Source organism: Actinomadura verrucosospora (assembly GCF_039540335.1).
GTDB lineage: Bacteria > Actinomycetota > Actinomycetes > Streptosporangiales > Streptosporangiaceae > Spirillospora > Spirillospora verrucosospora.
Genome location: NZ_BAABEV010000017.1, coordinates 27,271 through 46,734, shown reverse-complemented (window position 1 = coordinate 46,734; position 19,464 = coordinate 27,271). Strand labels below are relative to the sequence as shown.

17 protein-coding genes, 1 other RNA gene and 1 pseudogene are annotated in these 19,464 nt (G+C 73.1%); 7 read left to right on the top strand and 12 right to left on the bottom strand.

All coding sequences use genetic code 11. The features are described from left to right. Nucleotides 1–71 precede the first annotated feature (71 nt). Complete coding sequence (locus tag ABD944_RS19745) at nt 72–2,237, top strand: PspC domain-containing protein (protein WP_345178538.1); 2,166 nt, start codon at nt 72–74, stop codon at nt 2,235–2,237. A gap of 5 nt (nt 2,238–2,242) precedes the next feature. On the opposite strand, the gene ABD944_RS19740 is transcribed toward ABD944_RS19745, so the two are convergent. The 5 genes and pseudogenes from ABD944_RS19740 to ABD944_RS19725 form a co-directional block, all read right to left on the bottom strand. Further along, nucleotides 2,243–3,007: a M48 family metalloprotease gene (locus tag ABD944_RS19740; RefSeq protein ID WP_345178536.1), complete on the bottom strand. Its 765-nt coding sequence runs from the start codon at nt 3,005–3,007 to the stop codon at nt 2,243–2,245. A 1,320-nt stretch (nt 3,008–4,327) separates the two neighbouring features. Beyond that, nucleotides 4,328–4,414, bottom strand: a pseudogene (locus ABD944_RS42455) (DUF2510 domain-containing protein); the annotation flags it as partial. Between the two features lie 69 nt (nt 4,415–4,483). Continuing rightward, nucleotides 4,484–4,882, bottom strand: a complete 399-nt coding sequence (locus ABD944_RS19735) for a hypothetical protein (protein ID WP_185026136.1) — start codon at nt 4,880–4,882, stop codon at nt 4,484–4,486. A 52-nt stretch (nt 4,883–4,934) separates the two neighbouring features. Continuing rightward, complete coding sequence (locus ABD944_RS19730; RefSeq protein WP_345178533.1) at nt 4,935–5,279, bottom strand: DUF6191 domain-containing protein; 345 nt, start codon at nt 5,277–5,279, stop codon at nt 4,935–4,937. Between the two features lie 45 nt (nt 5,280–5,324). After that, nucleotides 5,325–5,876 (bottom strand): pyridoxamine 5'-phosphate oxidase family protein, encoded by a 552-nt coding sequence (locus tag ABD944_RS19725; protein ID WP_345178532.1) that lies wholly within the window; start codon nt 5,874–5,876, stop codon nt 5,325–5,327. A gap of 113 nt (nt 5,877–5,989) precedes the next feature. Between ABD944_RS19725 and ABD944_RS19720 the strand changes: the two genes are divergently transcribed. The 4 genes from ABD944_RS19720 to rnpB all read left to right on the top strand — a co-directional run bounded on the left by ABD944_RS19720 (nt 5,990) and on the right by rnpB (nt 9,103). Then, nucleotides 5,990–6,811: a Nif3-like dinuclear metal center hexameric protein gene (locus tag ABD944_RS19720; protein ID WP_345178531.1), complete on the top strand. Its 822-nt coding sequence runs from the start codon at nt 5,990–5,992 to the stop codon at nt 6,809–6,811. Further along, nucleotides 6,808–7,551: a zinc ribbon domain-containing protein gene (locus tag ABD944_RS19715; RefSeq protein ID WP_345178530.1), complete on the top strand. Its 744-nt coding sequence runs from the start codon at nt 6,808–6,810 to the stop codon at nt 7,549–7,551. Before ABD944_RS19720 ends, ABD944_RS19715 begins: the two co-directional genes overlap by 4 nt. Then, nucleotides 7,548–8,651 carry a bifunctional RNase H/acid phosphatase gene (locus ABD944_RS19710; protein ID WP_345178529.1) on the top strand — a complete coding sequence of 368 codons (1,104 nt, stop codon included), beginning with the start codon at nt 7,548–7,550 and terminating at the stop codon, nt 8,649–8,651. The genes ABD944_RS19715 and ABD944_RS19710 overlap by 4 nt, the downstream gene beginning before the upstream one ends. Before the next feature lie 55 nt (nt 8,652–8,706). Next, nucleotides 8,707–9,103, top strand: an RNA gene (gene rnpB / locus ABD944_RS19705) — RNase P RNA component class A. Between the two features lie 35 nt (nt 9,104–9,138). Here rnpB and ABD944_RS19700 read toward each other — a convergent pair. Further along, nucleotides 9,139–9,573, bottom strand: coding sequence for a DUF3592 domain-containing protein (locus ABD944_RS19700; protein ID WP_345178528.1), 435 nt, complete (start codon nt 9,571–9,573; stop codon nt 9,139–9,141). 245 nt (nt 9,574–9,818) lie between these two features. After that, the gene (locus ABD944_RS19695; protein WP_345178527.1) at nt 9,819–10,064 is read right to left on the bottom strand and encodes a hypothetical protein; all 246 of its coding nucleotides are present in this window, start codon (nt 10,062–10,064) and stop codon (nt 9,819–9,821) included. Nucleotides 10,065–10,335: 271 nt separating this feature from the next. Here ABD944_RS19695 and ABD944_RS19690 point away from each other — a divergent pair, with 271 nt between their 5' ends. Next, a complete protein-coding gene (locus ABD944_RS19690) occupies nt 10,336–10,539 on the top strand; it encodes a hypothetical protein (RefSeq protein ID WP_345178526.1) in 204 nt (67 codons plus the stop codon). A gap of 48 nt (nt 10,540–10,587) precedes the next feature. On the opposite strand, the gene ABD944_RS19685 is transcribed toward ABD944_RS19690, so the two are convergent. The 3 genes from ABD944_RS19685 to ABD944_RS19675 form a co-directional block, all read right to left on the bottom strand. Beyond that, nucleotides 10,588–12,846, bottom strand: coding sequence for a SulP family inorganic anion transporter (locus ABD944_RS19685; protein WP_345178525.1), 2,259 nt, complete (start codon nt 12,844–12,846; stop codon nt 10,588–10,590). Nucleotides 12,847–12,937: 91 nt separating this feature from the next. Then, the gene (locus tag ABD944_RS19680; protein ID WP_345178523.1) at nt 12,938–14,815 is read right to left on the bottom strand and encodes a hypothetical protein; all 1,878 of its coding nucleotides are present in this window, start codon (nt 14,813–14,815) and stop codon (nt 12,938–12,940) included. A 267-nt stretch (nt 14,816–15,082) separates the two neighbouring features. After that, nucleotides 15,083–15,670, bottom strand: coding sequence for a YbhB/YbcL family Raf kinase inhibitor-like protein (locus ABD944_RS19675; RefSeq protein WP_345178521.1), 588 nt, complete (start codon nt 15,668–15,670; stop codon nt 15,083–15,085). A gap of 391 nt (nt 15,671–16,061) precedes the next feature. Here ABD944_RS19675 and ABD944_RS19670 point away from each other — a divergent pair, with 391 nt between their 5' ends. After that, nucleotides 16,062–17,435, top strand: coding sequence for an NAD(P)/FAD-dependent oxidoreductase (locus tag ABD944_RS19670; RefSeq protein ID WP_345178520.1), 1,374 nt, complete (start codon nt 16,062–16,064; stop codon nt 17,433–17,435). Nucleotides 17,436–17,566: 131 nt separating this feature from the next. Here the strand turns inward: ABD944_RS19670 and ABD944_RS19665 are convergent, their stop codons facing one another. Both ABD944_RS19665 and ABD944_RS19660 read right to left on the bottom strand, forming a co-directional pair. After that, nucleotides 17,567–18,376 (bottom strand): ABC transporter permease, encoded by an 810-nt coding sequence (locus tag ABD944_RS19665; protein ID WP_345178517.1) that lies wholly within the window; start codon nt 18,374–18,376, stop codon nt 17,567–17,569. Next, nucleotides 18,373–19,365, bottom strand: coding sequence for an ATP-binding cassette domain-containing protein (locus tag ABD944_RS19660; RefSeq protein ID WP_345178516.1), 993 nt, complete (start codon nt 19,363–19,365; stop codon nt 18,373–18,375). The genes ABD944_RS19665 and ABD944_RS19660 overlap by 4 nt, the downstream gene beginning before the upstream one ends. Nucleotides 19,366–19,464: the final 99 nt, after the last annotated feature.

The following is a 19,464-nucleotide window of genomic DNA, read 5'->3' as shown; positions in this document are numbered from 1 at the left end:
TGACAAGTCACATGTCAATCTGCTTGGGTTATTTGCGGCATATCGAGCGGGGCGGGACGGGGGTTCGGATCGTGAGGGCGGTCGACCATGGGGGATTGCTGTCGCGCCGCGAACGGCTCTTCACCCCCGATCCCCGTCTCGGCTGGGTGTTCCGCGACCGCTGGTGGTTCCTGCGCCCCTTCCCGGAAGCGCCGCCCCAGCAGCAGGCGCTGCCGGACTACCTGGCGCGCCGGGTCCACCAGACCGAGCAGGTCGCGCAGCGCAGGCTGAGCCGGACGCTCCCCGTGAGCGCGACGATCGCGATGGTCCTCGTGCTCTTCGCCGCCTGCTCGGCGGGCGGCTCCGGGTCCGTCTCGATCGGCTCGCTCCTGCTGGCCGCCCTCGTCCTCGCCCCCGGCGCGGCGCTGACCTGGTGGGCCGTGCGGCAGCGGCAGAGCGCCCGGAAGGCCCACGACCTGGCCCAGCAGCAGATCATCGGCGGCTACCAGGACCAGGCGCGGCAGTGGCACGCGCGCAAGCAGGCACACGACGCCGCGGAGCGCGCGCGGCTGCACGACCTGCCCGAATGGGGCGCGGCCCGGCGGCCCGGCCGCCGCCTGGACGTGTTCGGCGGGACGCTCTGGGCGTGGGAGGCGCTGCTCACCACCTACGGGACGTCCACCCTCGCCGTCCAGCCGCTGCTCGTGCTCGACCTGTCCCGCGAGGTCGTCAGCCGCGAACTCGTCGAGCTCGCGCAGGCCGCGTGGATGGGCGTGGACGCGCAGCTGCTGCCCAGCCGCCAGGCATCCTCCGGCCTGCTCGCCGACATGACGCCCCGCGACCTGGTGGACGCGATCGTCGAGTCCATGCACGGCGGCACGCCCGACGCCGCGCGCGCCGACCGCAGCATGGACGACCGCATCCTGACCAAGGTCTGCGGCGCGCTCGGCGACGACGTCACGCTCGGCCGGATCGCGGCGGCGTTGCGCGCCCTGATGGGGGAGCCCGACGACGGCGACGCGCTGACCCGCGACGAGCGCCGCCACATCGCGAACGAGCTGTTCACCGTGGAGTACCGGCGGCAGGCCCACGCGAACCTGTCGCGGATCGAGTCCTACATCCATCCGCTGGAAGACCTCGGGACGGCGCCCGCCGACAGGGAGGGCGCCGGCTACCTGACCTGCGTCGCGCTCGACAGCCAGGCCCGCAACGTCCGCTCCGAGCTGCTGACCGACCTCATCGTCCAGTGGGTGACGCACCGCATCACCGCGTCGCAGGCCTCCACGCCCGCCCTCGTCGTCGCCGGCGCGGACGAGCTGGCCCGCCGCCACCTCGAACGCCTCTCGGACGCCTGCGAGCGGCGCGGCGTCCCGCTGACCCTGCTGTTCCGGCGCCTGCGGGAGACCTCCGCGGAGATGATCGGCGGCGGCGCCGTCGCGTTCATGCGGCTCGGCAACCACGAGGACGCGGCCCGCGCCGCCGACTTCATCGGTCGCGACCACCGCTTCGTCCTGTCGCAGATCACCAAGAACGTCGGCGGGAACGAGTCCCACACCACCACCGAGACCGAGGGCACGGGCGACTCCGAGACCTACAGCACCAGCCGCACCACCGGGACGTCCCGCAACTGGGGGACGTCCCGCTCGTCCGGCACCACCTACTCGGGCGGCGAGATGTTCGGGCTCTTCCCCGACCGCTCGACGTCGCACCAGCGCGGCAGCAACCGGGGCGGCTCCACCAGCACCAGCGACACCGAGGGCACCTCCACGTCCACGTCGCGGAACTGGTCGGCCGCCTACTCCTACGCGGAGGGCACCAACTGGAGCGACGCCGACACCACGCAGCGCGTGTACGAGTACGTCGTCGAACCCGTCACCCTCCAGCACCTGCCCGACCACGCGCTGCTGCTGGTCGAGTCGGCGCCCGGTGGCGGCCGTACGATCACGCCCGTCGAGTGCGACCCGGCCATCATCACGCTGGACCGCGTCACCACCGGCCCCCTCCCGGACCCGCCGCCCCCGCAGCAGGCGCTCCCCGCCCCCGGCCCGGCGCTGGCCTCACCCGGCCCGGCGCCCCAGCCCCAGCCCCAGCAGTGGGGCGCGCCGTCCGCCCCGCAATGGGCCGCCCCGACCGCGCCGCCCCCGCCGCGGGCGCCCCCCGGGACTCGGCCGGGCCCGCCGCCCGGCCAGCAGACCGGCCCGCGGCCGCCCGACGACCCCCGCCAGGGCCCGCCGCCGCTGTTCGGCGGGCGGACCTGACCGGCTCAGCCGAGCCGGCGGCGCAGCGCCTGCGCCCGCCGGACGAGGGGCAGCGGCAGCCCGTCGGGCTGGTGCTCGATGCGATGCTCCACGGCCGCGACCAGGTCCGCGCCGAACCCCATGCCCACCGCCGCCGCGTCCGCCCGCGCCTCGCCCCCGGCGCCCAGCAGCCGCGCGCCCAGCGAGGCGGCGTAGGCGAGCGCGGCCGGCACCGCCACCAGCGCCGTCACCGCCAGGGCGACGGCGGCGAGCAGGAACACCCCGAGGAACCCGATCGGCCGGTGCCACTCGACGGCCCGCTTCCACATCGGGCCGATCGGCGACCACGCCGTCCGCAGCGCCCACTGCAGCGTCCGGTTCGGCAGCGTCACCTGCGCGTGGACGAACGCCGGCACCGCCCGCCACCCCTGGAGGTGCCCCAGCTCATGGGCGAGGACGGCGGCGAGGTGCCCGGGCGCCAGCGATCGGGCCGACTGCGACGTGACCGCCACCGTGCGCGCTGACGGCCTGCACGCGTTCAACCCGTCCGACTCCACGACCACGAGCCGGTAGCCGCTGACACCGGCGTGCTGCTGCACGTAGCGCCACGCGTGCTCCAGCCGCGCGCGCTCCTCGCCGTCCGGCTCCCGGTAGCCGTACGAGCGCGGGGCGCTGAGGGGCGCCAGCAGCAGGAGCGCCCACACGGCGAACACCGAGACGGCGCCCCAGAAGGGCCAGACGGACGCCGCCCCGAACGCGACGGCGGCGACCACGCCCCCTTCGACCAGCACGACGAGGCCGATCGCGACCCTGGCCCGCCCGGACGGCGTGCCCTGCGGTTGCCCTGGCGGAAGATAACGCGGCCCAGGCTCCTCCGCCTGCCGCGGCGCCTCCGCCGCCCGCTGCCCGGGCACCGGCGGCCGCCGCACCGGCCCGGCGGCCCGCGGTGCCGGAGGCCGCGGAGCATGAGGCTTCCGCAGCCCCGGCGTCGGAGGCGCCGACGACTCCATCCGAGCCTCCTGCAAGGGCGGCGGCTGCACAGGCCGCGCCGAAGGAGCCCCTCCAAGCCGCGGGGGAGGCGCAGACGATTCGAACCGCGCCTGCGGAGGCACGGGCCACGAGCCCGCCCCCCGCCCTGACTCCGCACCCGAGGACGCCCCATGCGGCCGCGCTGCCCGAGCCCCCGCCGAGGGCGGCACCCGCGGAGAAGGCGCCGCACGGCCCTCACCGAGACTCGGCGGCGGAGTTTCCGCCGGGGGCGGCGGGACGGGTGCGTGCGGGCGTGTAGGTGTCGTGGGGCGCGGTGGTGTCGTGGGGCGCGGTGGTGTCGTGGGGCGCGGTGGTGTCGGGCTGGGCGGTGAGGTGTGCGGCGGGGGTGGAGCGGAGGGCGTGGGGGGCTCGCCGAGGCTTGGTGACGGAGTCGCCGGTGTTCTCGGCGGAGCTTCCGCCGAGGGAGGCTGCGCGTTTGCGGACGGGCGCGAAGGCGTCGTAAGGCGCGGCGGTGGGTCCTGCGGCCCGGCCGGGGCGGACGGCGTGCGAGCCTCTGTCTCCGGTGAAGCTTCCGGCGAGGGCGGCGAGGGCGGCGAGGGCGGCGAGGGCGCGGCTGGCCGGGGTGGGGGTGAAGGAGCGGCTGCGGGCCGCTGCTGGGGCGGCGAAGGGGGGCGCTGCGGTGTGGGGGACGCGCCGAGGCTCGGCGGGGGAGGCGTGAGGGGATCGGGCCGAGCCTCTTGGAAGGGCGACTGTGAAGCAGGCGGCGTCTCGACAACAGGGGGCGTCTCGACAACAGGGGGCGGGGCCGCGTGCTGCGGCACTCCAGGGCCTGAAAGCGGCGTGTGCGGTGCTTGTGGTGACTGGGGCGGTGGCGCGGGTGCCGGGGTGGCGTCGGACGGGGGGCGGAGTGGAGGCGCGCCCGTGGAGTGTTGCGGTTCGGACCCTGAAAGCGGCGGTGGCGCGGGGTGCGGGGACGGTGCTTCAGGCTCGGTGGCCGCAGGGGAAGGCGGCTCAGGCGCCGGCCGGGGTGCGGGGGTGGGGCGTTGCGGGCGCGGGGCGGGGGCGGGCGGGGGTTCGGCGCTCAGGTTGGCGCGGCGGCGTGCGCGGGAGTCGTAGCGGCGCGACTCGCCGGTCCAGGTCTGACCGTCCCAGTAGCGTTCGCGACCCATCAACTCCGGATCTGGGTACCACCCAGGTGGTGCGCTCACCGGAACCCCGCCTCCCGTAAGGAACAGATCAAGGCTTGCGCACGGCGCGACACAGCGTCAACACGGCGGTCACAGCTTGGGGGTGAAGGGGCGGCGATGGGCGGGATCGTCCGGCTCGGCGAGGCCGCGCAGGGCCGTCTCGACGAGCTCGATCCCCTGGAGGAGGGAGACGAGGCGGGCGCCCTCGCGGCGGTAGGCGTCCAGGACGGACTCGACGCCGTGCGGGGGGACGACGTCGCCGAGGTCGACGCGAGCGGTGCGGAAGCCCTCCCGGGCCGCCTCCACGGACGCGTGGACGTGGTGGCGGGCCATGCGGGCGAGGGCGATGGGGTAGCGGCGCAGGACGCCGTAGCGCCGGTACTCGGGCGGGACGAGTTCCAGCAGCCAGGCGAGCGCCGTGTCCACGAAGCGGTCGGTGCCCGGCGGATGCACCTGCGAGGGCCAGCCGGGCGGAACGTAGGTGCTCACGAGGGCAGGATAACCCCGATTCGAACCTATGTTCGAGAGCGGTTCAATGTGATCATGCGGGGGGCGGGGTGCGCCGGATCCGGATCTTGCCGGACTCCAGGTCGTCGCGGACGTTGCCGGATCCGGTCTGCTCGTGGTCGTCCTGGCGGAGCACCTTCTCCCGCTCCAGCTCCTCCTGCTTGACCTTCTTGGAGCCCTCGAAGGCGGAGGCGAGGTCCTCGAACATGCCCCCGCCGAAGCCGGCGCCGGTCTCGCCGTCGCCCCTGATGGCCCCCATCAGGGACGACTTGCCCGTCCCCTCGCGGGGCCATTCGATGGTCTCCGGCTCGGCCGCCTCCGGGCGGTTGCCCATCGGACGGCCCTTGACGCGCTTGCGGCGGCGAAAGGGTGGCTTCACACACTCTCCAACGCGATGAGTCTCCAGAATGATCCCAGCGGACATTCAGGTTACAAACGACCACCGGGTGGGAGAACCGGTGAAATCTCCCTGGCGGAGCCCGAACACCGACTGTGGCCGCACCGCGACGGTGGCGTTCACCTCCGGGTCCAGGAAGTCGACACGATAGCGCGTGGCGTACTTGGAGTTGACCAGGTCGATGAACCGCTGTAGATCCCGCAGTTCGGTGACGATCTCGGCGCGCCCCTCGATGACCACGGGGTTCTCGGCCTCCTCTGTGGTGACCACCACCTGGGGGTTCGCCCGCAGGTTCACCATCTTGCGGGACGGCACCGCGCTGCTGAACAGCAGCGCCTCTCCCGACCAGGCGCCCCAGACCGGCATGGAGTGCGGACGTCCGTCCGGCCGCACCGTGCATACCCAGAAGTTCCGGGCGGCCCGCAGCCGCTCCACGGCCCAGGACCACGGCAGCAGGCCGCTTCCCTCGTGCGGTCCCTGGATGCCGTAACCCGGCATGTACGGACGTTCCGCCTTCGGTTCGACGGGTCGGATGGGCTGGATGGGCTCCGGTTCCGCGGCGGCGCCGGCGGCCGACATGGCGTTCCTCCCTCGGTCGTGCACTGTCCGTCCCATATCGTTACAGACCTTGGCGTCTCGGGGTGACGCTCGGTGGCTCGTTGGGAGCGCCCGGGCGCGGTAGCCTGCGGGACGTGCGCCTATCCCATGTCATCTCCGCTTTGGAGGAGCTCTACCCACCCGCATGGGCGGAGTCCTGGGACGCCGTCGGCCTCGTCTGCGGCGACCCCGGCCAGGAGGTGGGACGGGTGCTGTTCGCCGTCGACCCCGTCGCCGCCGTGATCGACGAGGCGCTGGCATGGGGGGCCGACCTCGTGGTCACGCACCACCCGCTGCTGCTGCGCGGGGTGCACTCGGTCGCCGCCACCACGCCCAAGGGCCGGCTCCTCCACCGCATGATCACTAACGGGATCGCGCTGCACACCGCGCACACCAACGCCGACCGGGCCGTCCCGGGCGTGTCGGACGCGCTGGCGCGGGCCGTCGGACTCACCGGCGAGCTGCGCCCGATGGTCCCCGCCGACGACGACCCGCGCCGCGGCCTCGGCCGGATCGGGGAGCTGGACGAGCCGGTCGCGCTCCGGGAGTTCACCCGGCGCGCCGCGGCCGGGCTGCCGTCCACCGCCTGGGGCGTCCGGGCGGCCGGCGACCCGGACCGCCCCGTCCGCACCGTCGCCGTCTGCGGCGGCGCCGGCGACTCCCTGCTCGGCACCGCCCGGGCGGCCGGCGTCGACGTCTACCTCACCGCCGACCTGCGGCATCACCCCGCGTCGGAGTTCGCCGAGGAGGGCGGTCCGGCCCTGGTGGACGCCGCGCACTGGGCGACCGAGTGGCCCTGGCTCGCCGACGCCCAGCGGCGCCTGGCCGGGTCGTCCCCAGAAGCGGGCAAGTTGGAGACCCGGGTGTCCACGCTCATCACCGACGCGTGGACCCTTCACGACGAAGGAGCAAAGTGAAAGCCGCACCGCAAGCCCAGCTTCGCCTGATCGACCTGCAGGACCTCGACAGCTCTCTCGACCGGCTGGCGCACCGCCGCCGCACGCTGCCGGAGCTGGCGGAGATCGAGCGGCTGGAGGGCCGGCTGACCGAGCTGCGCGACGCGATCGTGGCGGCCGAGACGGAGGTCGGCGACCTGAGGCGGGAGCAGAAGAAGGCCGAGCAGGACGTCGACCAGGTCCGCACCCGCGCCGACCGCGACCAGAAGCGGCTCGACTCGGGGCAGGTGACCTCGGCGAAGGACCTCAGCAGCCTGCAGACCGAGATCGAGTCGCTGCACCGCCGCCAGTCCGACCTGGAGGAGGTCGTGCTGGAGATCATGGAGCGGACCGAGGAGGCCGAGGGCCGGGTCGCCGCGCTGAACGCCGAGCGCTCCGGCGCGCAGGAGGAGCTGGCCGGGCTCACCGAGCGCCGCGACGCCGCCCAGCGCGAGATCGACGACGAGGCCGGGGCGTCGAGCGCCGCGCGCACCGCCGTCGCCAAGGACGTCCCGGACGACCTGCTCGGCCTCTACGAGAAGCTGCGCGGCCAGTTCGGCGGCGTCGGCGCGGCCAAGCTGTACCGCGGCGCCTGCCAGGGCTGCCACCTCGCGCTGAACACGGTCGACCTGAACCGCATCCGGGCCGCCGCCGAGGACGAGGTCATCCGCTGCGAGGAGTGCCGCCGCATCCTCGTCCGGACGCCCGAGTCGGGTCTGTGAGCGCCGGCCGGAAGCTGGTCGTCGAGGCGGACGGCGGGTCGCGCGGCAACCCCGGGCCCGCCGGGTACGGGGCGCTCGTCCGCGACGCGCTGACCGGCGAGGTGCTCGCGGAGGTCGCCGAGTCGATCGGGCACGCCACCAACAACGTCGCCGAGTACCGGGGCCTGATCGCCGGGCTCGCGGCGGCCGCCGGGATCGACCCGTCCGCCCGCGTCGAGGTCCGGATGGACTCCAAGCTCGTCGTGGAACAGATGTCGGGCCGCTGGAAGATCAAGCACCCGGACATGGTGCCGCTGGCGCTGGAGGCCCGCGAGCTCGCCGCCTCGCTGGGGGCGGTGTCCTACACCTGGATCCCGCGCAACCGCAACGCGCACGCCGACCGGCTCGCCAACGAGGCCATGGACGCCGCCGCCCGCGGCGAGCACTGGACGCGCAAGGTCGAGGAGGCGCCGGAGGACCCCGAGCCGCTTCCCCGGCCCGCCTCGTCCATCCCGACGACCACGCTGCTGCTGCGGCACGGCGAGACGCCCCTGTCGGTCGAGAAGCGCTTCGCCGGGATCGGCGACGTCCCCCTCACCCCCCACGGCCTCGCCCAGGCCCGCGCCGCCGCCCTCGCCCTCAAGGACCGGGGGATCGACGCGATCGTCACCTCGCCGCTGTCCCGCTGCCGCGACACCGCCGCCGAGGTCGCCGCCGTCACCGGCCTGGACGTCCGGGTCGAGGACGGCTTCCGGGAGACCGACTTCGGCGACTGGGACGGGCTCACGTTCGCCGAGGCGGGCAAGGGCTGGCCGGCCGAGCTGAAGGCGTGGCTGGCCGACCCCGACGCCGCTCCGCCCGGCGGAGAGAGCTTCGCCCAGGTGTCCCGCCGCGTCCGCACGGCCCTGGACAAGCTGAAGGTCCGCTACCGCGAGCAGACGGTCCTGGTGGTCTCGCACGTCACGCCGATCAAGCTCCTCGTCAAGGACGCCCTGGGCGCGCCCATGTCGTCCCTGTACCGGATGCACCTCGACGTGGCGGCGCTGACGTCCGTCGACTGGTACGCCGACGGCCCGGCGACCCTGCGCGTCTTCAACGACACCCACCACCTCCCCGCCTGACCGGCGACGGGTACGTGTGCGGCACACGGAGCCGCTAACCTTGAACCACGGCGGACGAGCCGGCCGGACGGCCGCGTCGGGGAGCGATCCCCGTCGAGGAAAGTCCGGGCTCCACAGGGCAGGGTGGTCGGTAACGCCGACCCGGGGTGACCCGCGGGACAGTGCCACAGAAAGCAGACCGCCACCGGTCCGCCGGTGGTAAGGGTGAAACGGTGAGGTAAGAGCTCACCAGCGCCCACGGTGACGTGGGCGGCTAGGTAAACCCCACCCGGAGCAAGGTCAAGAAGGGGCCCCGCAAGAGGCCCCGCGCAGGTGCCTGAGGGCGGCCCGCCCGAGCCTGCGGGTAGACCGCTGGAGACCGCCGGCAACGGCGGCCCGAGATGGATGGCCGTCACCCGCCGCCCCGCAAGGGACGGCGGACACAGAACCCGGCTTACAGGCCGACTCGTCCGCCCCCGGGTCCTCCCATCAGGGCACGACCGTGGCTCTACGCTGCGGCGGATGGGCGGGCACGAGTGCGGTAGGCGCCGGCGCCCGAGGCGACCGCGGCGAGCGTGAACACCGCCCACGCGGCCAACGACTTTCCCAGGTCCTGGAACGGCTGAACGTCAGCCGGGTTCTCGGGGTCGTAGGCGACCTCTACCTGGGTTCCTTGCCCGGCGCTTCCAGGCCAGTCGCGCCGGCTCTCCTCAGCCTTCACCCTCCTGCCGTCGGCCGTCGGGAACTCGACGACTAGGTGGCCGGAGGAGCGGTTACCGCCGACTTCCAGTATCTGCGCGGTTGCTCGCGCCTTGCCCGCCTGTCCTGCCCACGCGGCTATCGTGCCGCCGATCCAGACGACTGAAAGCAGACCCGTGACGGAAGCGATGATGACGCACGCGACATGGACCGGGCGATAGCGGCGCGAACGTCCCCTCGACATAAGACCATGATCGCAGGCCGTTCTGGTGCCGCACCGCACTCCGGGGCCCGGCGACGAAACCCCTGAAAAGCCGCCTGGTCCGCCTTCTGCCGCTTCGGCACCGCGCCGGACGACGGCCAGGCCGTCCGGGACCTCGGCGGGAGGTGGGGCCCGGTGGTGGCCGGGCCCCGATGATGCTGTGTTGAGGACGCCGTCAGGCCTGTCGTGCGGCCGGTACGGCGTCAGTGGGTGACTTCGCGTACCGCCTAGGGCCGGATGGTCTTCGTCCCGTCGGAGTACGTGATCGTCTTCTTGTCGTCGCTGACGTGGACCCGCTCGCCCCCGGGACCCCGGTCGAAGCTGACGGCGTTCGGCTCCACGCGCTCGGGCGACGCCCCGTCTTCCGGCCGGACGTGCTTCGTCCCGTCGGAGTACGTGGTCGTCTTCCCGTCGTCGCTGACGTCGACCAGTTCACCCCCGGGACCCCGGTCGAAGCTGATCTTCCTCGTCATGAGAGGACCTCCTCGGTTGTGATCGGGCCGCGGTCCGTGTCCGCGGCCATGAACCTTGCACCGCTACCGTCCGGGAACACCGGTCACCGGCAACCGCTGAATCGTGCGCGGGGCGGCCGGGGGCCGACGGGTTGGGGACAGAGACTCTCCTGAAACAGGTCATGGGACACAGAGGCCTTCAAACGGGGCGCATACCGTCCAGGTAAGAGCTGATCGCCCTGATCGGTGACGGCGGCGGGACCGGGGTGCTGGAGTCCCGTGGAGAGGAGCGATGATGATCGTCATCGTGTTCGTGGCCCTTGTGCTCGCCGGGGTGCTGGGGAGCCTGGTGTACCTGTGGGACTTCTCGCGCGCCAGCCGGCGCGACGCGCTGTTCCTGCCGGCGACGGACAGGCGCGCGCGCCGGGCGCGCAAGGTCACGGGGATGTACGTCCGCAGCTACACGCGCGGCGAGGACGAGCTCGTCGGGCGCTGATGAGCCGGGTGCGCGGGTCGTCCTGCCGGAGGACGACCCGCGCCTGTGTCAGGTGAGGGACCGGGTCCGCGGGGCCTCGTCCGGGACGGGGACGAAGACGCCGCCGGCCTGGTCGTAGACCTCGACGTTGGCGGACCCGAGGTCGAGGTAGAGGCCGACCAGCTCGATGTCGCCGGAGTCGACCCGCTCCCGCAGCCACGGGTAGGTCCGCAGGTTGTCGAGCTGCTGCATCACGTTGATCTTGCAGAGGCGGGTGAGGGGCTGCTCGTCGGCGGGCGGTTCCTCGGCGAGGAAGCGGGCGAGGCTGTGGTTGCCGTGCTTCAGCCAGCGCGACAGGCCCTCCAGGTGCTCGACCTCGGAGCCGCCGGCGAGCAGCGCGGCCATCGCGCCGCAGTTCGAGTGGCCGCAGACCGTGATCGTCTTGATGCCCAGGACGTTGACGGCGTACTCGACGGTGGCCGCCACCGAGTCGTCGGGCGTCCCGGAGCCGCGCCGGGGCACGAGGGCGCCGACGTTGCGGTTGATGAACAGGTCGCCGGGGCCGCTCGCGGTGATGATGTTGGGCACGATGCGCGAGTCGACGCAGGTGATGAACAGATGCTGGGGCTTCTGCTCCATCGCCAGCTCGGCCATGATCGGGCGGACGAGCGGGGCCGTGCGCCCGTGGTATTCGCGGACGCCGTTCAGCAGGACGTCCGCGGGGGACATCTCGGGTGCGTCCAGCGCGGCCTCGGTTCGCCGCCGGCGGTTGGCCCAGGGGGCCCACCAGCGGGCCGGAGGCGGAGTCTTGGCAGCTTGGGAGATATCGCCAGTCACAGCTCTTTCATACCAAGCCTCGTGAACCTCGTCGATGTCGACCCTCCCCCCTTGGCGCTCGTGGGCGAGCCTCCAGCGGTGGACGGCGTCGAACGCGGCATGGTCCATGAAGTCGACGTTGAGGTCGAGGTCGACGCGGGCGTCCGCCGGGATCTGCTGCAGGGCGCGCGCGACGCGGGGAACGCCGAGGAAGGTGAACGTGCCCTCGACGACCACGTGCCAGCGGGGTGAGGCGGGCGCGTCGCCGGGGGCGGGCACGAACTGCTCCGTCCGGACCGAGAGCCGGGTGAGCCGGCGCAGGGCCAGCACCGCCATGACCCCGATGCCGAGCAGGACCCCCTCGCCGAGACCGAACAGCACGACACCCCCGAGGGTGACGAAGTAGGCGGGCGCCTCGCGGTGGTGGCGCAGGGCGCGGACCCGGGACAGGTCGGCCAGCCGGACGCCGAGCACGACCAGCAGCGCGGCGAGCGCGGCCAGCGGGACCTGCTCGATGAGCGGCCCGCAGGCCATGGCGAGGACGAGGACCCAGACGCCGTGCAGGATGGGTGACAGCCGGGTGCGGCCGCCCGCCTCGATGTTGGCGGTGCTGCGGACGATCACGCCGGTGATCGGCAGCCCGCCCAGCACGCCGGAGACGGCGTTCGCGGCGCCCTGGCCGAGCAGGTCGCGGTCGAGGTCGGCGGACGGGACGCCCGCCGGGCGGGAGCGGTCGACGGCGACGCTGCACAGCAGGGACTCGACGGCTGCCACGAGCGCCACGGAGATGACCGCTCCGGTGATACCGAACAGTGTCCCTTCCGGCATGACGGGGAGGGTCCAGCCGTCCAGCAGCGAGGACGGCAGGTCGACGCGCGGCACCCTCCAGCCGAGGGCCCAGGCGAGGGCGGTGGCCAGGGCGACGGCCGGCAGCGGGCCCGGGACGAGGCGGAGCGCCCCGCTCTTCGGCAGCCGGGACCAGCCCAGCACGACGAGCACGGTCAGCCCGGCGACCAGCGCGGACTGCGTGTGCGGCCGCGCGAGCTGGCCCGGCAGCTCGCTCAGGTTCGCGACGGCCGACTGCTGGGGGCTGCCGCCGAGGACCACGTGGACCTGGGCGAGGACGATGACGACGCCGACCCCGGCGAGCATGCCGTGCACGACGGCGGGGGAGACGGCGAGGGCGGCGCGCGCGACCCGGCTCGCGCCGAGGACGATCTGCACGAGTCCGGCGAGCAGGGTGATCGTGCAGGTGGCGCGCCAGCCGTAGGTCTGCACGAGGCCGGCGACGAGGACGGTGAGCCCGGCGGCGGGCCCGCTGACCTGGAGCGGCGAGCCGCCGATCAGGCCCGCGACGATGCCGCCGACGACGGCGGCGATCAGTCCGGCGGCGACGGGTGCGCCGGAGGCGACGGCGATGCCCAGCGAGAGCGGGATCGCGACGAGGAACACGACGAACGAGGCGAGGAGATCTCGCCGGAGCGTGGATGCGTTCGGTGGCTTAAAAGTCACACAACGTATTCAATCATGTGCTCAGCGCTTCCCTCGGACACGACGAGGGCCGCCGGACGGATCCGGCGGCCCTCGATCAGGTGTGCCTTGGTCAGCGGCGGTAGTTCTCCCAGTCGTCGGTGGGCTGCTGGGAGCCGTACGGGGGGTTGTCGTTCTGCTGGCCGCCCTGCGGGTAGCCGCCCTGCTGCTGCGGCGCGCCGCCGTAGTAGCCGGACCCGTACGCCTGCGTGGCGTTCGGGTCGGCGTAGCCGCCGGTGCCCGGGTCGTGCGGCGCGGCCAGCGGGTCGCCGCCGTTGTAGCTGCTGCCGCTGAAGTCGCCGTAGGCCCCGGAACCCCCGGTGCCGGTCTCGCCGCCGCCTCCGGCTCCGCCGCCGCCGAACCCGCCGAGCGGGTCGTCGTAGCGCTGCGAGTCGCCGTAGGCGGGGGCGGTCGGGTAGCCGTCGTTCGGCTGGCCCTGCCCGTATCCGGGCGGCCCGCCGATCCCGGAGTCGTAGCCCTGGCCGGAGCCGCCGCCCTGCTGGCCGCCGGACGGCCACGGGCCGGTGTTGCCGGTGCTCGGCGGGCCGGGCGGGGTCGTCCCGTAGGAGCCGGTGCCGAGCGGGTCGCTCAGCGGGTCGTTCAGGGAGCCGCCGTAGGAACCGCCCGTTTCGGACGGCGAGGGCGGGCCCGACCGCTGCCGGTCGGACTGGATGCGCTGGAGCAGTTCGTCGACGGTCGGGAGCTTGTGGCCGTCGGTGTCAGAGCCGCCGCCGTGCGCCGCCGGGGCGGCGGGGGCGGGGGGAGCCGGTGGGGCGGGCGGAGCCGGCGGCTCTTCGGGACGGCCGAGGGGCAGCCCGAGCGGGTCGCCGCCGAGGGCCCCGCCGGGGCCGGACGAGCCGAGCGGCAGGTCGTAGTCCTGGCGGCCTCCGGGCGGCGGGCCGGCGGCCGGACGGCCTCCGAGCGGGTCGGAGGCGTAGTCGCCGTAGGACGGCTCCTGGGAGCCGTACTGGGGCTGTTCGGGGATGCCGTACTGGGGCTGGTCTGCGCCGTACTGCGGCTGGTCTGCGCCGTACTGGTCCTGGCTCCCGTACTGGTCCGGGACGCCGTACTGGTCCTGGCTTCCGTACTGGTCCTGGCCGCCGTAGGACGGGTCGCCCGAGCCGTAGTCGGACGCTCCGTACGCGGGCTGCGGCTCCTGGCCGCCGTACACCGGCTGGTCGGGCGCGCCGGGGCCGCCGAAGGGGCTCTGCGGGCCGGTGCCGCCGTGGCCGCCGGGGGCGCCCGGTCCGGCCAGGTCGGTCGGGATGGGGTCGAGCGACGTCGCGCCCGGGTCGCTGCCGGGGAACGGGGAGCCGCCCTGGAACCCGCCCGGGCCCGGGGGCGTCTGCTGCGGGCCGGTGCCGAGGCCGTTGAGGACGGTGCCGTCGGGGCCGAGGGAGACGGGCTGGGTGAGGCCGGGCGGCTCGATGGCCGGCTGCTCGGGCGGGGGAGCCTGCGGGGGAGACTGCGCGTTCAGCGGGTCGGCGGCCGGGTCGCTCTCGGGGCGCGGGCCGCCCTCGTTCTGCTGCCAGGGGAACTTGGGCTTGTCGAAGGTGATCGTCGCCCAGTAGTCGTCGTCCTCCATCTCGTCCGACGCCTGGCCCGGAGGCGGGGGCGGCGGGGCGGACGGCCCCGGGGCGGAGGTGGGAGCGGCGAGCGGGCCGCCGCCGGGTCCGGCGACGCGACGGTCGGGAACGGGCTCGGGAGCGCGGTCGTAACCGCCGTCGTAGCCCTCGTCGTACCCGGGGCCGTACTCGTCCGGGGCGCCGCCCATCTGCTCCTGCGGCGGGGGGACTCCTCGGCGGCCGCGGGGCTGCTTCTGCGGCTCGTCGTCCATCCAGTCGTCGTCGTCATCGCCCCCCGCCCTGCTGGCCCGCAGGCCGAGGGCCACGAGGACGACCACGAGGACGACGACCACAATGAGGCCGAAGACCACGATGTAAGAAGTCATGCCACCACCCAATGCCTTGGCCCGGCGAGAGTCGCCAGCGCGGACCGCGGGTCCGTCCCGATTGTCGCCAGCGTCCGGATAGTCACGGGTTTCCGCCGCCTTGGCTTAACCCGATTCTCTCCGACCGCTATGACCGTTGTCACACCCTTCGCGCACATTTACCCTCACACGGCGCGTGCCGATCGGCCAACTCCGCCGACCCGCACGCCCCTGACAGCTCCGGCCCCCGCCGGGGCCGTCCCGGCCCCGTCCTCGCAGGCTCCACGGTCAACGCGCCTGCTCGCCGCCGAAGTTCCCGGTGATCCGCCCGCGCCCCACCGTGTGCTTGGCGATCGCGGGGAGCGAGTCCTTCAGAGCCGCGCCGTTCCGGAACGGCGCCGGATCGTCCAGCGCGTAGATGCTGAACCGGTACCGATGCTTCTCTCCCTTGGGCGGGCACGGAGGCGCGTAACCCGCCTTCTTGCCTGTGGTCAAGCCCTCGACGGTCCCGTCGAGCCGGGCGCCTTCGACCAGCTCGTTCACGGTTCCGTCGATGCCCGCGATCACCCAGTGGACCTTGGCGCCGCCGGAGGCGTCCGGGTCGTCCACCACGATCGCGAACGACCGGGTGCCGGCCGGCGTGCCCGACCACCGGAGCGGCGGGGTCTTGCCCTGTCCGCCAGGGTACGTCGTGCAGCCGTATCGCGGGGGCAACTCGCGCCCATCGCGGAAGACCGGGCTGGTCACGGTGAACCACTCCGACAGTTCCGCGCTCTTGTTCTGGGGCTGGCCGATCAGCCCGCAGCCGCTCAGCGCCCCGGCGAGCGCGAGCGCGCCCGCCGCGGCCATGACCGGCCGCCGGTCTCTGCTCATCATCGATACGCTCCCGGGCGAGATCGTACGCCGCGCGCCGCCGGATCGCCGTCATCTCGGCCCCCGATTGTCGGCCGCGCGCGTCCCGCCGCCGGCGCCCCCTTCCTCGTCCGCCCCAACCTTAGGGGTTTTCCGGGGGTGGGACGGGCCGTTCGCCCCGCCTCGGGAGGCCGCCGCCCACGGCGGTGTCCTGTGACGTTCGTCATGCGTGCATTGCTGCGCTCCACCCCGCTTTTGGGCAAGTAGTGGCGGGTTTCACACCCGTATCGGCGGGATCCTTTGCCAGAACGGGAAGTTCGGCGGTTCTTTCCTGGTTCCTGATTGGTGAACGGCACGTTCCATCCGCTAGTTTGTGAATGTCTTCACAAGCCGACCGTGACATTGGAGGGCCGCAATGGCCAGGACCGCCCAGGGGACCCCCGGCGCTCCCCACATCCTCATCGTGGGTGGCGGCTATGTGGGCATGTACACCGCTCTTCGCCTGCAGAAGAAGCTGAAGCGGGAGCTGAAGAGGGGCGAGGTCAGGGTCACCGTCGTCGACCCCAACTCGTACATGACGTACCAGCCGTTCCTGCCCGAGGCCGCCGCCGGGAACATCTCCCCGCGGCACGTCGTCGTCCCGCTGCGCCGGGTGCTGCCGAAGTGCACCGTCCGCAAGGCGCGCGTGACCGAGCTGAACCACGACGAGCGATGGGCGATCGTCCAGCCGCTGGCGGGCCCGCCGGAGCGGATCACCTACGACTACCTGGTCATGGCGGCCGGCGCGGTGCCGCGGCTCCTGCCGATCCCCGGGCTGGCCGAGAACGGCATCAGCCTGAAGACCGTCGGCGAGGCCATCCACCTGCGCAACCACGTCCTGGAGCAGCTGGAGATCGCCGAGTCGACCGACGACGTGGAGCTGCGCCGCAAGGCGCTGACCTTCGTGTTCGTCGGCGGCGGGTTCGCCGGCGTCGAGGCGGTCGCCGAGCTCGAGGACATGACCCGCGACGCCACCAAGTACATGCGCAAGGTCACGCCGCAGGACCTGCGGTTCGTCCTGGTGGAGGCGGCCGACCGCATCCTTCCGGAGGTCGGCCCCGACATGGGCAAGTGGACCGCCGAGCAGCTGCGCGGCCGCGGCATCGCGGTGAAGATGAACACCTTCCTGCAGTCGGCGGTGGACGGCCAGATCGAGCTGTCGGACGGCAGCAGCTTCCCGGCCGGCACCCTCGTGTGGAACGCGGGCGTCAAGCCGTCGCCGGTCGTGCGCAACGGCGACCTGCCGGTCGACGAGCGCGGCCGCGTGAAGGGCACCGAGTACCTCACCATCGAGGGCCTCGTCCGCGCGTTCACCGCGGGCGACAACGCCGCGATCCCGGACCTCACCGAGGACGGCATGTTCTGCCCGCCGAACGCCCAGCACGCCGTCCGCCAGGCGAAGCTGCTCGGCGACAACATCGTGCGGTCGATGCGCGGCAAGACGCTCAAGCCCTACGTGCACGGCAACCTCGGCGCCGTCGCGGGCCTCGGCCTGCACAAGGGCGTGGCCAACCCCCTCGGCATCAAGCTCAAGGGCTGGCCCGCGTGGTTCTTCCACCGCAGCTACCACGGCGCGATGGTCCCGACCTTCAACCGCAAGATCCGCGTCATCGCGGACTGGACGCTCGCGCTGTTCCTCAAGCGCGAGACCGTCTCGCTCGCGACCATCGAGCAGCCGCGCGCCGACTTCGAGCTCGCGGCCCTCGACGACGGCAAGGCGAAGGCGAAGGCCGACCAGAACGCGGCCTGAGCAGAACGCGGTTTGAGCAGAACGCGGTTTGAGCCGTTCCACGCGAAACGCCCCGGCGGTCACCGACCGCCGGGGCGTTCCCCGTTTTCAGCAGTGCCTCAGTCGCGCTTCGGCAGTGCCTCCGTCGCGCCTCAGGCGCGCTGCTTGAAGGCGCGGAGCGACAGGGGCGCGAAGACCAGCGAGATGCCGACGCCCCACGCGAGCGCGATCCAGGCGTGCTCCAGGACGGGGCCGCCGACCAGGAGGCCGCGCATCGCCTCGACCAGCTGCGTGACGGGGCTGTTGTCCATGACGTACGCCAGCCAGCCGGGGATGCCCTTCGTGGACGGGATGAACGCCGTGCTGAGGAAGCTCAGCGGGAAGATCACCACGAAGCCGAAGATCTGCACCTTCTCCGGCTCGCTGACCTTCATCGCGATGAAGACCGACGTCCAGGAGAACAGGATCGCGAAGGTCAGCAGCAGCAGGAACGCGCCGAGCACCGCCAGCGCGTTCGTCTCCACCCGGAAGCCGATGGCGAACCCGACCAGCAGCAGGATCGTCATCGACCACGCCTGCTTGACGGTGTCGGCGATGATCCGCCCGGCCAGCGGGGCGCTGCGCGCGATCGGCAGGCTGCGGAACCGGTCGAACACGCCCTTGGTGATGTCGGTGTTGAGCCCGAACCCGGTGCTCATCCCGGCGAAGAGGGCGTTCTGGGCGATGATGCCGGGGATCACGATCGGCAGGTACGCCTCGACGCTGCCGGCCATCGGCGGGCCGAACACGTAGGCGAACAGCAGCACGAACATGATGGGCTGGATCGACAGGTCGAGCAGCTCCATCGGGTTGTGCTTGATCTGCACCAGGTTGCGCCAGGCCAGCGTGACCGTGTTGCGCAGGGCCGTGGCCGGCGCGACCCGCTTGGACAGATCCTGCGGCGCGAGCGTCGCGGTGGTCATGCGGAGGCGCCTTCCTTGTCGGTCTGCTTCTGCAGTGCGTCGGCCTCGGCGTCGATGTCGTCGGTGTGGTGGCCGGTGAGGGCGAAGAACACCTCGTCCAGGCTGGACTTGCGCAGCGACAGCTCGCCGACGGCGACGCCCGCCTCGTCGAGGCGGCGGACCACGGCCGGCATCAGCTGCGGGTCGGTGATCGGCGCGCTGACCAGGTCGTCGCGGACCTCCGGGACGGCCTCGGCCAGCTCGCCGACGATGCGCTCCACCGCCGCCACGTCCGCCGCGTCGACCGGCCTGACCTCCAGCACCTGCCCGCCGACCTGGGCCTTGAGCATGTCGGACGTGCCGTGCGCGATGGCCTGGCCGCGGTCGATGACGATGATGTCGTCGGCGAGCTGGTCGGCCTCCTCCAGGTACTGCGTGGTGAGCAGCACGGTGACGCCGTCGTCGGTCAGGCCGCGGACGATGTCCCAGAGGCCGTTCCTGCTGCGCGGGTCGAGGCCCGTGGTCGGCTCGTCCAGGAACAGGATCTGCGGGCGCCCGACGAGGCTCGCGGCCAGGTCGAGGCGGCGGCGCATCCCGCCCGAGTAGGTCTTGGCGGCGCGTTCGGCGGCGTCGGTCAGCTGGAAGCGCTCCAGCAGCTCGGCGGCGCGCGCCCTGGAGTCCCGGCGCGAGATCCCGAGCAGCCGCCCGATCAGGATGAGGTTCTCGGTGCCGGTCAGCATCTCGTCGACGCCGGCGTACTGGCCGGTGAGCCCGATCAGCTGCCGCACCTTGTGCGCGTCCTTCACCACGTCGAACCCGCCGACCCGGGCGGCGCCGCCCGTCGGCTCGATCAGCGTGGCGAGGATACGGGTCATGGTCGTCTTGCCGGCGCCGTTCGGCCCCAGCACGCCGAGAACCGTTCCGGCCTCGGCGGTGAGGGAGACGCCGTCCAGCGCCCGGGTCTCACCGAACCGCTTCTCCAGGCCGTCCGCCTGGATCGCGTAGGTCATGGGATCTCCTAGGACTCGGTTGCCGGACGCCCACGCCCCCGGCCAGGGGGACCAGCCAAAATAGGCGGAGTCCGGTTCAAGTGCATTCGAATTTCTGCC

Excerpts from the sequence above, each read along its gene's own strand:
- ABD944_RS19725 (WP_345178532.1), bottom strand. The coding sequence starts at position 5,876 with ATGTCGGCCGCCGGCGCCGCCGCGGAACCGGAGCCCATCCAGCCCATC.
- ABD944_RS19660 (WP_345178516.1), bottom strand. The coding sequence starts at position 19,365 with ATGACCTACGCGATCCAGGCGGACGGCCTGGAGAAGCGGTTCGGTGAG.
- ABD944_RS19670 (WP_345178520.1), top strand. The coding sequence starts at position 16,062 with ATGGCCAGGACCGCCCAGGGGACCCCCGGCGCTCCCCACATCCTCATC.
- ABD944_RS19665 (WP_345178517.1), bottom strand. The coding sequence starts at position 18,376 with ATGACCACCGCGACGCTCGCGCCGCAGGATCTGTCCAAGCGGGTCGCG.
- ABD944_RS19690 (WP_345178526.1), top strand. The coding sequence starts at position 10,336 with ATGATGATCGTCATCGTGTTCGTGGCCCTTGTGCTCGCCGGGGTGCTG.
- ABD944_RS19675 (WP_345178521.1), bottom strand. The coding sequence starts at position 15,670 with ATGATGAGCAGAGACCGGCGGCCGGTCATGGCCGCGGCGGGCGCGCTC.
- ABD944_RS19680 (WP_345178523.1), bottom strand. The coding sequence starts at position 14,815 with ATGACTTCTTACATCGTGGTCTTCGGCCTCATTGTGGTCGTCGTCCTC.
- ABD944_RS19695 (WP_345178527.1), bottom strand. The coding sequence starts at position 10,064 with ATGACGAGGAAGATCAGCTTCGACCGGGGTCCCGGGGGTGAACTGGTC.
- ABD944_RS19700 (WP_345178528.1), bottom strand. The coding sequence starts at position 9,573 with ATGTCGAGGGGACGTTCGCGCCGCTATCGCCCGGTCCATGTCGCGTGC.